The following is a 13858-nucleotide window of genomic DNA, read 5'->3' as shown; positions in this document are numbered from 1 at the left end:
GGGATCGGAACGCGGGCTTATACACGAAGCAGGTGCGCACCGAAAGGATGCGGCGCAACGCAGACGTGACGCCCCGCGAGATGGGACCGGAGGGGCCGTTTCCCCCCTCGAACCCTGCCCTGGCGCTCAGGCCGTCCGTCAAAGACTTCTCTGCGAGCCTTCTCTTGGCCGCACCCATCGCCTATGAGGGGACTGCGCCTGCGCGCGCCTTCCCTTGTGAGACGTGCGCGCCAGCGCACCTTGCCTCGTGAGACGTGCGCGCCAGCGCGCGTCTGCCGTTCCCTCCGGCACCGTCCTGAATGTTCGTGTCTGTTGCGGGACACGCCAACGCCCGAGCCTGTCATGTCACAGTCCCATCGCGCGCCGGCGCCAGCCCCTGCTACTGCCCTGCGTCCGCGCGGTCCCGCGCCCGGGCAGCCCGGCTCGGTCGGTCCCGGTGCGGTGGAGTTCGTCGCGCTCATCGCCCTGCTCATGGGCATGACCGCCTTTTCCATCGACAATCTGCTGCCTGCCTTCGGCGCCATCCGGGCCGATTTCGCGCTGGACAATCCCAATCACGTCCAGGTGATGGTCTACGCCTATCTCATCGGCATCGGCGGCGCGCAGTTCTTCTATGGCCCCATCTCCGACGTGCTGGGGCGCCGCCCCATCCTGTTCGCGGGCCTCGCGATCTATGCGGCGGGCAGCCTCATCGCCTTGTTCACCCGCGACTTCGACGTGCTCATCCTTGCCCGGCTGATCCAGGGCATGGGCGCGGCGGCGGGCCGGGTGCTGGCCATCGCCATCGTGCGCGACCGCTTCGAGGGGCGCGACATGGCGCGGATCATGTCGCTGAGCATGATGGTGTTCCTCACCGTGCCCATCATCGCGCCGGCGCTGGGTAGCCTCATCCTCGTCTTCGGCTCGTGGCATCTCATCTTCGTCGCCATGCTGCTGCTGGCACTCGCGCTGTTCGCCTGGTTCGGCCTGAGGATGCCGGAGACGCTGCATCCCGAATACCGCATCCCCTTCTCGATGCGCTCCATCGGCAAGGCGGCGATGCTCACCCTCACCACCCGCCGCTCGGTGGGCTATGCGGTGGCCATCGGGCTCATGATGGGCTCGCTGATGGCCTATGTGGGCTCGGCCTCGCAGGTGTTCCAGACCGACGTCTATCGCCTGGGCAACCTCTTCCCCGTCGCCTTCGCGGCGGTGGCGGGCATCATGGCGGTGGCCTCCTTCCTCAATGCCAGCCTCGTGCACCGGGTCGGCATGCGGCGGCTGTCCCATGGCGGCATCCTCGGCTTCATCGCGGCGGGCGGGCTGATGGTGGCCTCCAGCATCTTCTGGGACGGCAAACCGCCGCTCGTGCTGTTCTGCGGGCTCGTGGCGGCGGGGCAGTTCCTGTTCGCGCTCACGGTGCCGAACTTCAATTCCATGGCCATGGAGCCCCTCGGCGCGGTGGCGGGCACCGCCTCCTCCTTCATCGGCGGCTTCACGACGCTGCTGTCCGCCGTGCTGGGCTTCATCGTCGGCAGCCATTTCGACGGTACCGTGCTGCCCCTCGCCATGGGCTATCTGGTGCTGGGCGCGCTGGCGCTGGTGTTCGTGCTGTGGGCGGAGAAGGGCAAGCTGTTCGGCCACCAGCACTAGTCGCCGCGCGGGAGGGTGCGGCCCCGCGCAGGGCTGCCCTGCGCCCGCCACGCCCAAGTGTGTCGGGGAACTGTCCGCGAGCCGTGGTAGAACACGCGCGACGCCGACACGCCTGCGCCATTCCGCGCCTGCCGATCGCACGACCCCAGGAGCCCCCATGCCCCAGCTCTCGCCCGAAGGCCAGGCGGCCATCAACGCCATCTCCCAGCGCACCGGCTTCAGCCCGGATGCCGTCACCTCCATGCTGTACTCGGTGATCGCCGGCAACGGCTCCATGGCCCAGTTCAACCACCCCGAATTCGGCGGCTCCGGCCAATGGATGGCGGGCGGGATGACCATGGTCTCCGACATGTTCAACAGCTACCTCAAGGGCCGGGTGGACGGCCTGTGCAGCGAGCTGTCGAGCCTCGTCGCCAGCCAGCCCGGCCTCACCCAGAGCGGCAGCTTCCAGTCGCAGAACCAGGGCGGCGGCTATTCCAGCGGCGGCCAGTGGCAGACCAGCGGCGGCGGCGGGTTCGGCGGCAACATGGGCGGCAGCTTCGGGGGGAACATGGGCGGCAACCAGCCCAGCCTGTTCGTGCCGGATGCCTCCGGCAGCTTCAACTGGTGGCCGGCCGATCTCGGCCAGCCGGCCAGCACCGGCGCGCAGAACGGGGTGCGCTACGCCTATTTCCCCGGCACGCGCCGCCTCGCCATCGATCTCAACGGGCAGGTGACGGTCTATGACAGCCTCGACCACCAGATCGGCGGCTTCTCCCAGCAGCAGGGCGGATCGGGAAGCCTGACCTTCACCAGCCAGTACGGCACGGTGTTCGTCTCCAGCCTGCCCATCGTGAGCGGCGCGCCGCAGGCCCCGGCCTATGCGCCGCAGGCGCCTGTCTCCGCGCCCGTGTACGAGCCCGCGCCGCAGCCCCAGACCTTCGCGCCGCAGCCGCAGACCTATGGCGGCGCCCAGCCTCTGGGCCAGAGCGAGATCATCTCCGCCATCGAGAAGCTGGCCGATCTCCACGCCAAGGGTATCCTCAGCGACCAGGAATTCAGCACCAAGAAGGCCGAGCTGCTCAGCCGGCTGTGAGGTGAGCGTCGGGCGGCCGTCGCACCGGCGTCGCCCGCCCTCCCCGCGTCCTCCCATCCCTTACCGCCGTCATGGCCGGGCTTGTCCCGGCCATCCACGTGGGTCGGCCGGGAACAATTCTGGGACACCCGCTCGATCGGCCCGACGTGGATGCCCGGCACAAGGCCGGGCATGACGGTGACAGAGGCAGGACGCCTTGCCGCAAAGGCAGTGAGGCCAGCCTCCCCGCCCCTACCCCCTCCCCCCTCAAGACGCCTTCGTGCGCAGCGTCACCAGTTCCTCGGCAGCGGTGGGATGCACGGCGACGGTACGGTCGAAATCCGCCTTCGTCGCCTTCAGCCCCATGGCCACGCCGGCGAGCTGGATCATCTCGGCCGCCGCCTCGCCCATGATGTGGACGCCGAGCACCCGGTCGGTCTCCCCATCCACGATCAGCTTCATGAAATTGCGGGTCTCGCGGCCGGAGAGCGTCGCCTTCAGCGGGCGGAAGGTGGTCTTGTAGATATCCACCGGCCGCCCGGCGGCCCGCGCCGCCTCTTCCGTGCAGCCCACGGTGCCGATCTCCGGCTCGGAGAAGACGGCGGTGGCAACCAGCGAATGGTCCACCGTCCACGGCGTGTTGCCGAACACCGTATCGGCGAAGGCGTGGCCCTCGCGGATGGCGACGGGGGTGAGGTTGATGCGGTTGGTGATGTCGCCCACCGCATAGATGGAGGGCACGTTGGTGCGGCTGTGCGCGTCCACGATCACCGCGCCCAGCGGGTCGAGCGCCACGCCCACCCCTTCGAGGCCCAGGTTGCGGGTGCTGGGGATGCGGCCGATGGCGAGCATCACCTCGTCCACCTCCAGCTCCGAACCATCGGAGAGGACCACCTTCTTGCCGCCGGAGATGGCCTCGATGGAGGCCAGCGTCTTGCCGCTGACGAGCTTGATGCCGGCGCGGGTCATCTCGGTTTCCAGATGATCGCGCAGTTCCATGTCGAAGCCGCGCAGCACCTTGTCGCCGCGATAAACCAAAGTCACCTCGGCGCCCAGCGCGCGGAACAGGCCGGCGAACTCCACCGCGATGTAGCCCGCGCCCTGGATCAGGATGCGGTCGGGAAAGCCCCGGAGGTTGAACGCGTCGTTGGAGGTGATGGCCAGCTCGCAGCCGGGAATCTGCGGCCCGAGCGCCGGATGGGCGCCGGTGGCGAGCAGGATGTGGCGCGCCATCACCTCCTCGCCGGTGTCGAGGATGCGCACCAGATTCGGCCCCGCCACCACCGCGCGGGAGGCGACGATCTCCACCCCGGCGGCCTCGGCATTGCGCTTGTAGATGCCTTCGAGCCGGGCGATTTCCTTGTCCTTGTTGGCCACCAGCGTCAGCCAGTCGAACTCGGGCGCGCTCACCCGCCAGCCGAAGCCGGCCATGTCGTCGATGTCGTGGGCGTAGCGGCCGGCATAGACGAACAGCTTCTTGGGCACGCAGCCGCGGATGACGCAGGTGCCGCCCATGCGGTATTCCTCCGCCATCATCACCTTGGCGCCGTGCTGGGCCGCGATGCGGCCGGCGCGCACGCCCCCCGAGCCGCCGCCGATCACGAACAGGTCCACCTCGCGCTGTGTCATGTGTTGGCTCCCGCCAGATCCCGATGCGTGGCCGGTGACTTGAAGGAGCCTCGCCGGGGCGTCAAGCAAACTCGCCGTGGGCCGGCCTCCCCGGACAAGCGACACCGCAGGTGGAGCGCCGATCCGGGGTCCAGGGAAAAGGTCGGCGAAGCCGGCACGCGCTGGCCGAACCTGCCAAATTGAGCCGCCTTCGGCGACATGTCGCGCTGGGCCACGGCTCTCCTTCCACTGCGCTGCGCTCCGTTCCAGTCGGCCGAGGCGCGAAGCCGGTCCGAAATGGGACGGAAGACTCGCAAGCCGCCGGCCGGCCGCTTGCCGCGTTTGCACATAGGTGCTTCAACGCGGCAGCCAATCCGGACGCCCATCGATACGCAAGGCATGCACGACACCGAGATTCCCCCGCTCTGGCTGAAGAGCGCGCCGGCCGCGACGGGTCGCGCGGGCTTCGCTTTGCCCGCCGTGCTGCGGCTGCGCGCGCGGCGGGGGGCTCTCGCCATCGTGCTGGCGGGCGAGGGCATGGACGCCCCCCTGCCCTTCACCTTCGCCACCACAACAGGCGGGGGCGACGGCGAGACGCTGCTGCCCGGCGTGCCCACGGTGGCGCTGGTGCCGGCCGGGGCGACGCGGATCGAGGTGGAGGGCGCGCCCGCCGATTTCCGGCTCGGCTATTACCCCGTCCACAAGGTGGCGCTGAAGCTGCACGCCTTCGCCAACGGCCGGTTCGAAGGCCTCGGCCTGCCGCGCCGCTGGAAGGCGGCGGGCGTTGCCGCCCGCACCCTGCGCGGGGCGCTGAATGCCCTCGTCTCCGCCGCGCCCGCCCGCCGCCGGGCCGAGGCGGCGCGTTACCGCGCCTTCCGCGCCCGCTTCGTCGGCGACTTCGCCGAGGTGCCCGCGCCCGGCGCCGCGCCCCGGCTGAGCCTGCTCACCGATGGCGGCAGCGCAAGCGCAGCGGATCTTTCCGCCTGCGCCGCCGCCCTCGCCGCGCAGACCGACCGCACGTTCGAGTGGGTGGTGGCTCTCCCGCCCGATGCGCCGCCCGCCCTCGTGCAAGCCGCCACCGGCGCGCGCGTGGTGACGGCGGAGGGCGGCCCCACCCAGCGCCGCGCCGCCGCGCTGGCTGCGGCCGAGGGCAGGCTGGTGCTGTTTCTCGATGCCGGCGCGCAGCCGACGCGGGACGCGGTGGCGCTGATCCGCGACGCGTTCGCGCAGCACCCCGACTGCGCCCTCGCCTATGCCGACGAGGAGCGGCTGGAGGACGTCGGCGCGCCGCTCCAGGGCGTCTATCACCCGGCCTTCAACCGGCATCTGATGGAGTCCTCGGGTTATGTCAGGCACTTCGCCGCCTTGCCCCGCGCCGACGCTTTGCACCTCGGCCTCGATCCCGCCGCCGGGCCGGCCGCCGTGTTCGACCTTTTGCTGCGCCACGCCTCCGCATTGCCCGACGCCCGCATCCGCCATGTGCCCCGGGTGGCGGTGGGGCTGAAGGGCCATCCGCCCGGCTTCGCGCCGGAGGAGATCGAGGCGGCGGCCGCCGCCCTCGCCCGGCTGCGCGGTGTCGGGGTAGACATCATCGGCCGTCACCTGCGCCCGCTCTATCCCACGCCCGCGACGGCCCCGCTCGTCTCCATCGTCGTGCCCACCCGCGACCGTGCGGCGCTGCTCGCCGTGGCGCTGCGCTCGCTCATCGCGCGCACGGCCTACCGCGCGTTCGAGATCATCATCGTGGACAACGGCTCGGTGGAGCCGGCGACCTTCGCTTTGTTCGAGGAGATCAAGGCCCTGTGGCCGGCGACGCAGGTGGTGCGGGACGACGGCGACTTCAACTTCCCCCGCATCTGCAACCTTGGCGTCGATGCGGCGCAAGGCGAGATGATCCTCCTGCTCAACAACGACGTGGAGGTGATCGAGGCGGACTGGCTGGACGAGATGGTCGCCCTCGCCTCCCTCCCCGGCGCGGGCGTGGTGGGGGCGAAGCTGCTGTTTCCGGATCGCACCATCCAGCACGCGGGCGTGATTGCCGGGCTGTTTCGCTATGCGGACCACTGGTTCGCCCACAGTGCCGCCGATGCGCCGGGCTATGAGGATCGCCTGCGCGTGCGGCAGAACCTCTCGGCCGTCACCGCCGCCTGCCTCCTCATCCGCCGCGACGTGTGGGACGCCATCGGCCCGCTGGATGCGGTGCGCTTCGCCGAGGATTGCAACGACATCGATTTGTGCCTGCGGGCGCGGCGGGCGGGCTTTGAGGTGGTGTGGACGCCCTTCGCCACCCTCCTCCACTACGAATCCGCCTCGCGCGGCAAGAAGCGCTCGCGGGAGCACCGGGCGCGGCTGAAGGCGCAGCGGGCGCGCATGGAAGCCATCTGGCACACCGCCACGCTGGTGGACCCGCACTACAGCCCGAACCTCGACCGCAAGAGCCTGTTCGCCGCGGAGGCCGAGGCGCCGGAAGGCCCGCGCACGCCGCGCACGGGCGGGGTTTAGGCGGGAGCGAAGGATCAGGGGGAGAGCCGTCATCCCCCGGTTTATCCGGGGGATCCACGGGGTGGCCGGGCCGGCTTTCCGTTTCTCGCACCGGACCGACGGCGGGGTGGATGCCCCGGACGAGCCGGGGCATGACGGCGCAAGGCATCACCGCGCAAAGGGATGACGGCGCGCGAAATGAAAAAGGCCGGCCCCAGCGGGACCGGCCTTTTTCGTACCTTTGAAACCGCCGCGCGATCAGAGATCGACGCCGCGCTTCTTCATCTCGGCGCGCACGCGCTCCACGGCCTGGGCGTTGATCTGCGCGCCCCACACCTGGATGCCCTGCACCGCTTCCTGCACGATCACCGGACGGTCCTGCACCAGCTTGATGCCGGTGGGGCTGCGGAAGAAGGCGATGGCCTCCTTCAGCTCCGCCTCGGTGAAGCGGGTGGCGTAGGAGGTGGCGAGGATGTCGATGACCTCGGCCTGACGCTTCTCGAACTCGGGCCGCACCAGCACCGCCACTTCGCGGAGCTGCTTGGCGAGGTCGGGGTTGGTCTGGAGGAAGGAGAGGGCCGCGCCGTCCACGATGTTCGGAATGACGCCGTCGAAGGCCCGCGCCTCGCCGTTGGCGGTCACCAGATCGCGCGCGAGCTGGAGCAGCGCCGGGGACGGCTTGGCCGCGGGCGCGGCGGCGGGGGGAACCGGACGGGTCTGGGCCTCGGCCACCGGCGCGAGGAGCGCGGCGGCCGGAACCGACAGGGCCGCAGCGAGGAACAGCTGCCGGACGAAGCGGCCGGAAAGGGGGTGACGCATGGAAGTCTCCGGAAAGGGAAAAAGCCAGAAGCGTTTCCGAGCGAAGTGGATACCGGTTCGCGTGAAGGAAACGCGTCAAACGAAGATCTGGAGACTGTCCCCGGGTCCGTGAAACGGGGTCAGTCTCTAGAAGCTGCCGGGCTCCAGCTCGGTGATGCCGTCCTTGCCCGCGAGCACGGCGCGCCGGGCGAGGCCGATGAACAGGCCGTGCTCGACGACACCGGCCACCTGCGCCACCGCCGCGGCCAGCGCGGCGGGGTCGGGAATGCGGCCGAGATGGGCGTCGAGGATCAGGTGCCCCTGATCGGTGACGAAAGGATGACCGTCGCCATCGCGGCGCACGGTGATATCACCGGCGCAGCCGGCGCTGCGGATCGCCTCGATGACCTGGCGGGTGATGGCGCCGACGCCGAAATCCACCACCTCGATGGGCAGCGGGAAGCGGCCGAGCACGTCCACCTTCTTGGTGGCGTCGGCGATGACGATCATCTCGCGCGCGGCGCTGGCGACGATCTTCTCGCGCAGCAGCGCGCCGCCGCCGCCCTTGATGAGGGCGAGGCCGGGGCCGATCTCGTCCGCGCCGTCGATGCACAGATCGAGCGGGCCGGCCTCGTCCAGCGTGGCGATCGGCACGCCGAGGGACACAGCCTGGGCTAAAGTCTGCTCGGAGGTGGGCACGCCGAGCACGGTGAGGCCGCCGTGCACCTTCTCGGCCAGAAGCTCGACGAAATGCCGGGCCGTGGAGCCGGTGCCGAGGCCGAGGCGCATGCCGTCGGTCACGTAGGTCAGAGCATGGGCGGCGGCCCGGCGCTTCAGGTCTTCGGCGTGGACCATTGGATTTCTGCCTCGATTTCCTTGCCGCAACGGCGCTTCTTGTCTGGCGGGACGGTCGAACCACCCTGCTCCGGCTCTAGCCCCGATCGGCGCCGCCGACAAGCCGGCGCGGTGCCTCAGCGCGCCGCCGGGGTGCAGACGAGGCTCGAATCCGTGCCGCCCGCGGCGCGCGCGGTCTCCCGCACGTAGCAGATGCTCATCTCGCCGGTGTCGCGATTGACCCGGAAGATGCCCGTTTCCCCTTCGTAATGGGTGGGCATGAGCGCGTAATTGCCGGCCTTCTGCGGCCCCGCGCCCTCGCCCTGGGCGAAGCAGAAGGTGACGCCCACGCCGGCCGCGTTGGGCCGCTCGAACTGGCAGACGTTCATCTCGCCGGTCTGGCGGTTGATGCCGTAGACGCGGTTGGCCTGGGCGGAGGGGGGCGCGGCGAACTCGAATCCGGGCCCGTTCGCCCCCTGTGCGGCCGCGGGCTGGGCGACGACGGCGCCGATCCCGCCGAGACCGGCGGCGGCGACCGCCACCGCGAGCAGCACCACCGGGTTGCGGCGCGCCGCGCGCCCGGTGCGAAGGGGAGTGGTCCGCATTCATGCCTCCTGACTGTTCCGCCGTCGGCCTTAGCCGACAGGCCGCGCGCCCGGGCGCAGCCGTGAACTGCGCGCCGGGGCCGCAGCCCTCGAATCCCCGCGACGCTGGCGCGAAAAAGCGGCAGGATTTAAGGCAGAAGGCGAGGATATCCTCCTCATCGCCCCTTTCCCCGCTGCCGGCGCGAGCGCAACGGAAGGGGCAGCCGACCGGAACCTGCGGATATCATCTGCCCCGATACCGCCACGCTGAAGGACCGCGCCCGATGACCCAACCCACACAGCCCGCCTCCCGCCCGCAAGCCGCGCGCCCTCTCGTCGCCTTCGATCTCGACGGCACGCTGGTGGACACCGCGCCCGACCTGCTCGACGCCCTCGACCTGGTGCTCTCCGCCCACAAGATCCCGCCCGTGGACCGCGCCGCGGCGCGCAACATGATCGGCGGAGGCGCGCGCCTCCTCATCGTGCGGGCGCTGAAAAGCGAGGGCATCGACCTGCCGGACGACGAGATCGCCGCCATGACGCAGCGCTTCATCGCCCATTATGCGCAGAACATCGCCGTAGGCTCCCGCCCCTTCCCCGGCCTTCTGGAAGCGCTGGACCGGCTGGAGGCCAAGGGCGTGGCGCTGGCGGTGTGCACCAACAAGCTGGAGCACCTCGCCCGCCTGCTGCTCGACGCGCTGGAGCTGACGCCGCGCTTCGCCGTCATCACCGGCGCCGACACCTATCCCCGCTCCAAGCCCGATCCGCTGCCGCTCCTCTCCACCATCTCGGCGGCGGGGGCGGACGTGGCGCGCTCCATCATGGTGGGCGACAGCATCACCGACGTGCTCACCGCCCGCGCCACCGGCGTGCCGGTGGTGGCCGTCTCCTTCGGCTATACGGAGACGCCCCCCGGCGAACTCGGCGCCGACCGGCTGATCCACCATTTCGACCAGCTGGAAGAGGCGGTGGACGCCTTGCTGGCCAACGCTTCGGCGTAGGTTCCGGCCGGGCGTCGGCGCGGGTGTCGGCCCGAATGATCCACAGGCAGGCGCGGTCCTCGTCGCGCCCGCCCTTGACAGGGGAGGCCCTGCGGCTCTAAACGGCCCTCCTCGCAATGGCGCGGGCGATTAGCTCAGCGGGAGAGCACTCCCTTCACACGGGAGGGGTCGCAGGTTCAATCCCTGCATCGCCCACCATTCGAACGTAAGTTCCCGCAACGCTTTCGGCATATCTTGCGCCCTGCGATGCTCGGCACAGGCCGGTGAACGCTTGCGGAACATGGCGCGCAGATCCGGGGAAAATCCGGGGAATATGTTCCGCCTTCGGTCCATCCCCCTTACGACTCAGACCGACCCCGCCGCGCGTGTTTCGGCGTCCACCTTCTCGGCCAACGGCGAACGGCGGAGGACGCGGGCGCCGTGGCGGAGGAGGATGTAGCGGCCTTCGCGCTGCGTGATGGCGGCTTCGAATGCGCCGATGGCGACGGTGATATTGCCGCACGTGGCCATCACATCGACGATGTGCATGCCCTGGTCGTCCCATTGCTCGACCTTGAAATCGTGCGACACCTTGTTGCCCATGTCAGTTTCCCAGGACGCAGCGACGCCGACGAAAGCCGGCGGACGTGTCGACCTTGAGCAGGGACATCTCGCGCTCTAGGTAGGCCTGCCCCACCAGAAGCGCGCGGATGGTCGCGCGGGCATCGCCACCGCAGGCCGCCAGGGCCTCGTCGATCTCGGTCTCGCTCACGTCAAAAGGGGAGTGTTCGGCGGGCGCGGGCTCGCTCGACATGGCCGTCTCCAATGCTGGTCTCCCCTATCGTTGCCACGGGAACGAACGGAGAACAAGCCGCTACATCTAGGGGCTGGCGTTCGGCCGCAGCGGGCGGCGCGGCTATTCCCCGAGCGCCCCAATGAAATGGGACGGCAGGTTATCCCCTTCACTCTGCGCGCCCGAATCGTAAGTGCGTTTTTGCTTTTCGAGCGCTATTTCCGCCCCGCAAGCCGTGTAGCCGGCCTTGTCGATCCAGCTATCCAGGTGCGCCGGGGCATTCTCAAGCCGCGCCGTTTTCATGAGGTCCATCATCAGCGCGACGTCAACCTCATCGAGCGCGGGGATGGCGATTGTGGTGTCCCCTCCGAACCCATCACCATAGCGATTCAGAATGTGCGCGTTCCATAGCCGCGCAATCCGCCGAAAATTGTCGGCGGGCCGCCCATAGTTGAGCCCCCGGTCCTTGGTGGCTTCCAACGCCAGATTTAGAAGACCGTGCTTTGTCATTGCGCGCTCTGAATCGCCGCTCATGCCGCCTCTCCTTCCCAGCTCACCCACCCGTCGCCCTCGGCCCGCTCGGGCGGCGCCTCCACGCGCACGTTCCAGCGGCTGGTGATGCCGCGGCGGGGGTGGACGAACCACAGGGGCTGCGAGGGCTCGGAGGGAATGGCGCGCAGCGCGAGGCGGGCATATTCGTCGAAGCCCTTGAGGGCGTTGGCGACGATGGCACGCGGCAGCCAGAGTTCCTGGTGCCAATGGCCGATGACGAGCACGTCGTAATCGCGCCCGCTGGAGGCCGCCTGTCCGCGTGTCTTCACCTCGCCGCGCATGATGGGGCCGATGGCACCGATGATGCCGTCGCCGCCCTTCACGCCCAGCATGTCGCCATGCATGGCGAGATAGCGCTGCCCAAAGACGCGGTAGCGCACTTCGTTCGATTCGCGGATGTCGAAGCGGATTTCCGGCCGCCCTTTGAAATGGCGCACGAGGATCTGATAGATAAGCCAGTCGAAATTCTTGTAGATGTAACGCTTGTATTCCGGTTTTACGGTGTTGCGCCCGTGATTGCCGGCGGCGCACGGCACGTAGACGCTGCCGAACGCCGCGATCATCTGCTCGAAGGCCCAGATGAGGAGATCGCTGGCGCGGAGCGCGGCGGGGATCACCTCCTCGGCATCGGTCTTGGCCAGTTCGGGGTGCAGGCCGCCGGAGACGATGTCGCCGAGCAGGTTGACGACGATGCCCGGATAGAGGCCCGGCCCGTGGCGGGTGCAGATGCTGATGATGTTGGTGACGAGGGCGCGGACGCGCCGCTCGGCCGTGGCGAGGTCATAGGCGTTGATGCCGTTGGTCTCCTCGCGCGAGACCACCTCGCCGAGGTGCCAGTCGGACCAGGTGCACACGGGCACCTCGGCGGTGCGCTCGCCCTTGCGCTTCTTCGCCGGGCGCACCAGCCAGGCCGGCGGATCGGGCGGCGTCGCAGCCATGACGCCGATGATCTCGCGCACCGCCTCCTCATCGAGGGCAGCGCGGTGCGCGACCTTCAATTCGGTGCGCAGGCGCCGCACCTCGTCCTCGAGCTGCACGATGCGCCGGCTCTCCGGAGAGCCGCCAAGGCGGAAGGCGGCCGACGGCTGCGGCGCCGGTTCGTCGGCCCCCTCCCCCATCCGGTCGCGCACGCGGCGGACGGTGGAGCGCTCGACGCCGATCTCGCGGGCGACCTGCGAGATGTTCGGGTTGCGGGACAAAGCCAGGCGAATGCGCTCCGCCTCGGCCTCGCCGAGGTGGGCGCCGACAGGACGCGGCATGGGCAAACCTTTGCGGAAGTGGAACGGGGCGCCGGACGCAGTTCGGGCGGGGCGGATGCGGTCAGGGGCGCGGCAGGAGGCGGGAGAGGAGCGACACGAGGTCGGACCAGAAGTGGTTCAGGAGATAGCCGAGCCCCGCAAGAAGGAGGCCGGCGGCCGAGCCTGCAAGGCCGACCACGGCCCCGACCCGGGCGCGGAAGAGCCTGGAGGCCGCGGCCTCCTTCTCCAGATCCTGAAGGCGGCTCGGCAACGGCGCGCCGTCCGGCTCCATCTTTCCAAGGCGCTCGGACAGTGCATCGAGCTTCGCGAGCATCAGCCGGCGATCCTCGCTGGCAGCGTGGCGATCCTCGCGCATGGTTTCGTCCATGCGCTCAAGATGGGCGCCCTGCGCCGCCTGAGTGGCGGCGAGTTCACCCAATTGGCGGTGCATTTCGGCGGTCATGGAAGGAGCGCGCGGCATCAACGCCGCGCCTTCTTCACTGCCGCCTTGGCCTTCGCCCGCCCGCTCGGGTTCGGTGCCACCACGTGGCATTCGCGCTCGAGGTTCTCGTTATAGGCGGTGACCCGCGCCAGCTGGTCGTCCGACATCTGGTCGACCTGGTCGTCGGTGAGAAAGATCGCCTCCCGCCCGCGGCATTCGTCCTTGGGCGCGGTGCCTTTACCCGTCGTCACGCACCCAGCGACGAGCACGGCGGCGCAGCTCATCGTCAGGAAGGTGGCGCACCTCTTCAATCGTGCGCTCGCGCGCGACGGCCCGGCGGTCGGCATCGGCTTTCTCCCTAGCGGCTTGGCGGGCGGCGCCGCGGCGCTCCCCGACATAGAGGAGGACATAGGCGGCGAAGGCTGCCGCCTCGGCGAGCGCGGCCTTGAGGCCGAAGCGCGCCCAGATGAAGACGAACCCGGCGGCGCCGGCGGCGAGCACGAAGGCCAGCCACCAGTCGCCGCCGAGGAACTTGGTGGCGAGGAAGGACACCGCGCCGGCGGCGGCCGGCACGAGCCAGCCAAGGGCGAGGGCCGAAGCCCACCCCCCGGAGAGGAAGGCAATGGCGCCGGCGATCATGCCGGCCCCGCATCGCGGCCGTCCCGCACATTGGCGACGGCGGCGCACTCAGTCCGGTTGGCCTGCCACCAGATCACGGCCGCAACAGCCGCTACGGCGCCGAACCACACGACCGGAGGCACGTCCGTGACGAACTCGCGCATCGGCGACAGGTACCCCACCGCCGTGCCGCTCTCCTGCGCCGCGCCGAAGATCAGGGCGAAGAAGCCGGCGACAGCCGAAT

Annotated in this window: 16 protein-coding genes and 1 tRNA gene; 5 read left to right on the top strand and 12 right to left on the bottom strand. The window is 69.8% G+C overall.

All coding sequences use genetic code 11. The features are described from left to right. Positions 1-342 precede the first annotated feature (342 nt). Together EJ105_RS26310 and EJ105_RS26305 are read left to right on the top strand one after the other, a co-directional pair. Positions 343-1632 (top strand): multidrug effflux MFS transporter, encoded by a 1290-nt coding sequence (locus tag EJ105_RS26310; protein ID WP_250168674.1) that lies wholly within the window; start codon positions 343-345, stop codon positions 1630-1632. A gap of 157 nt (positions 1633-1789) precedes the next feature. Next, complete coding sequence (locus tag EJ105_RS26305) at positions 1790-2707, top strand: SHOCT domain-containing protein (protein WP_250168673.1); 918 nt, start codon at positions 1790-1792, stop codon at positions 2705-2707. A 246-nt stretch (positions 2708-2953) separates the two neighbouring features. On the opposite strand, the gene gor is transcribed toward EJ105_RS26305, so the two are convergent. Beyond that, the gene (gene gor / locus EJ105_RS26300; RefSeq protein WP_250168672.1) at positions 2954-4315 is read right to left on the bottom strand and encodes a glutathione-disulfide reductase; all 1362 of its coding nucleotides are present in this window, start codon (positions 4313-4315) and stop codon (positions 2954-2956) included. Positions 4316-4693: 378 nt separating this feature from the next. Between gor and EJ105_RS26295 the strand changes: the two genes are divergently transcribed. Next, positions 4694-6796 (top strand): glycosyltransferase family 2 protein, encoded by a 2103-nt coding sequence (locus EJ105_RS26295; protein ID WP_250168671.1) that lies wholly within the window; start codon positions 4694-4696, stop codon positions 6794-6796. Positions 6797-7033: 237 nt separating this feature from the next. Here the strand turns inward: EJ105_RS26295 and EJ105_RS26290 are convergent, their stop codons facing one another. The 3 genes from EJ105_RS26290 to EJ105_RS26280 all read right to left on the bottom strand — a co-directional run bounded on the left by EJ105_RS26290 (position 7034) and on the right by EJ105_RS26280 (position 9012). Beyond that, a complete protein-coding gene (locus tag EJ105_RS26290) occupies positions 7034-7594 on the bottom strand; it encodes a DUF2059 domain-containing protein (RefSeq protein WP_029559067.1) in 561 nt (186 codons plus the stop codon). Positions 7595-7720: 126 nt separating this feature from the next. Beyond that, complete coding sequence (gene rpiA / locus EJ105_RS26285; RefSeq protein WP_024278317.1) at positions 7721-8428, bottom strand: ribose-5-phosphate isomerase RpiA; 708 nt, start codon at positions 8426-8428, stop codon at positions 7721-7723. 116 nt (positions 8429-8544) lie between these two features. Further along, complete coding sequence (locus tag EJ105_RS26280) at positions 8545-9012, bottom strand: hypothetical protein (RefSeq protein WP_051679326.1); 468 nt, start codon at positions 9010-9012, stop codon at positions 8545-8547. A gap of 263 nt (positions 9013-9275) precedes the next feature. Here EJ105_RS26280 and gph point away from each other — a divergent pair, with 263 nt between their 5' ends. Together gph and EJ105_RS26270 are read left to right on the top strand one after the other, a co-directional pair. After that, positions 9276-9992, top strand: a complete 717-nt coding sequence (gene gph, locus EJ105_RS26275; protein ID WP_250168670.1) for a phosphoglycolate phosphatase — start codon at positions 9276-9278, stop codon at positions 9990-9992. A gap of 123 nt (positions 9993-10115) precedes the next feature. Then, positions 10116-10190, top strand: a tRNA-Val gene (locus EJ105_RS26270). A 147-nt stretch (positions 10191-10337) separates the two neighbouring features. Here EJ105_RS26270 and EJ105_RS26265 read toward each other — a convergent pair. The 8 genes from EJ105_RS26265 to EJ105_RS26230 form a co-directional block, all read right to left on the bottom strand. Continuing rightward, entirely contained in the window at positions 10338-10574 is a 237-nt protein-coding gene (locus EJ105_RS26265) for a hypothetical protein (RefSeq protein WP_250168669.1), read from the bottom strand. A gap of 1 nt (position 10575) precedes the next feature. Continuing rightward, positions 10576-10785: a hypothetical protein gene (locus tag EJ105_RS26260; protein WP_250168668.1), complete on the bottom strand. Its 210-nt coding sequence runs from the start codon at positions 10783-10785 to the stop codon at positions 10576-10578. Between the two features lie 102 nt (positions 10786-10887). After that, on the bottom strand, positions 10888-11298 hold the full coding sequence (locus tag EJ105_RS26255) for a DUF6378 domain-containing protein (RefSeq protein ID WP_250168667.1): 411 nt from the start codon (positions 11296-11298) through the stop codon (positions 10888-10890). After that, entirely contained in the window at positions 11295-12575 is a 1281-nt protein-coding gene (locus tag EJ105_RS26250) for a hypothetical protein (RefSeq protein WP_250168666.1), read from the bottom strand. Before EJ105_RS26250 ends, EJ105_RS26255 begins: the two co-directional genes overlap by 4 nt. A gap of 61 nt (positions 12576-12636) precedes the next feature. After that, on the bottom strand, positions 12637-13035 hold the full coding sequence (locus EJ105_RS26245; RefSeq protein ID WP_250168665.1) for a hypothetical protein: 399 nt from the start codon (positions 13033-13035) through the stop codon (positions 12637-12639). Beyond that, on the bottom strand, positions 13035-13247 hold the full coding sequence (locus tag EJ105_RS26240; protein WP_250168664.1) for a hypothetical protein: 213 nt from the start codon (positions 13245-13247) through the stop codon (positions 13035-13037). The genes EJ105_RS26245 and EJ105_RS26240 overlap by 1 nt, the downstream gene beginning before the upstream one ends. Continuing rightward, positions 13234-13635 carry a hypothetical protein gene (locus EJ105_RS26235; RefSeq protein WP_250168663.1) on the bottom strand — a complete coding sequence of 134 codons (402 nt, stop codon included), beginning with the start codon at positions 13633-13635 and terminating at the stop codon, positions 13234-13236. Before EJ105_RS26235 ends, EJ105_RS26240 begins: the two co-directional genes overlap by 14 nt. Then, positions 13632-13858 (bottom strand): hypothetical protein (locus EJ105_RS26230; RefSeq protein WP_250168662.1); only part of this gene is annotated, 227 nt, incomplete at its 5' end. The genes EJ105_RS26230 and EJ105_RS26235, both read right to left, overlap by 4 nt.

Origin of the sequence: Xanthobacter aminoxidans (genome assembly GCF_023571765.1) — a bacterium.
Lineage (GTDB): Bacteria > Pseudomonadota > Alphaproteobacteria > Rhizobiales > Xanthobacteraceae > Xanthobacter > Xanthobacter aminoxidans.
The sequence above is the reverse complement of the archived record's forward strand: the minus strand, read 5'-3'. Positions and strand labels throughout refer to the sequence as shown.

Bases quoted from the DNA above. Each gene is read 5' to 3' on its own strand.
- EJ105_RS26265 (WP_250168669.1), bottom strand. From the start codon at position 10,574: ATGGGCAACAAGGTGTCGCACGATTTCAAGGTCGAGCAATGGGACGAC.
- EJ105_RS26250 (WP_250168666.1), bottom strand. From the start codon at position 12,575: ATGCCGCGTCCTGTCGGCGCCCACCTCGGCGAGGCCGAGGCGGAGCGC.
- gor (WP_250168672.1), bottom strand. From the start codon at position 4,315: ATGACACAGCGCGAGGTGGACCTGTTCGTGATCGGCGGCGGCTCGGGG.
- EJ105_RS26295 (WP_250168671.1), top strand. From the start codon at position 4,694: ATGCACGACACCGAGATTCCCCCGCTCTGGCTGAAGAGCGCGCCGGCC.
- rpiA (WP_024278317.1), bottom strand. From the start codon at position 8,428: ATGGTCCACGCCGAAGACCTGAAGCGCCGGGCCGCCGCCCATGCTCTG.
- EJ105_RS26235 (WP_250168663.1), bottom strand. From the start codon at position 13,635: ATGATCGCCGGCGCCATTGCCTTCCTCTCCGGGGGGTGGGCTTCGGCC.
- EJ105_RS26260 (WP_250168668.1), bottom strand. From the start codon at position 10,785: ATGTCGAGCGAGCCCGCGCCCGCCGAACACTCCCCTTTTGACGTGAGC.
- EJ105_RS26255 (WP_250168667.1), bottom strand. From the start codon at position 11,298: ATGAGCGGCGATTCAGAGCGCGCAATGACAAAGCACGGTCTTCTAAAT.
- EJ105_RS26280 (WP_051679326.1), bottom strand. From the start codon at position 9,012: ATGCGGACCACTCCCCTTCGCACCGGGCGCGCGGCGCGCCGCAACCCG.
- gph (WP_250168670.1), top strand. From the start codon at position 9,276: ATGACCCAACCCACACAGCCCGCCTCCCGCCCGCAAGCCGCGCGCCCT.
- EJ105_RS26245 (WP_250168665.1), bottom strand. From the start codon at position 13,035: ATGCCGCGCGCTCCTTCCATGACCGCCGAAATGCACCGCCAATTGGGT.
- EJ105_RS26305 (WP_250168673.1), top strand. From the start codon at position 1,790: ATGCCCCAGCTCTCGCCCGAAGGCCAGGCGGCCATCAACGCCATCTCC.
- EJ105_RS26290 (WP_029559067.1), bottom strand. From the start codon at position 7,594: ATGCGTCACCCCCTTTCCGGCCGCTTCGTCCGGCAGCTGTTCCTCGCT.
- EJ105_RS26310 (WP_250168674.1), top strand. From the start codon at position 343: ATGTCACAGTCCCATCGCGCGCCGGCGCCAGCCCCTGCTACTGCCCTG.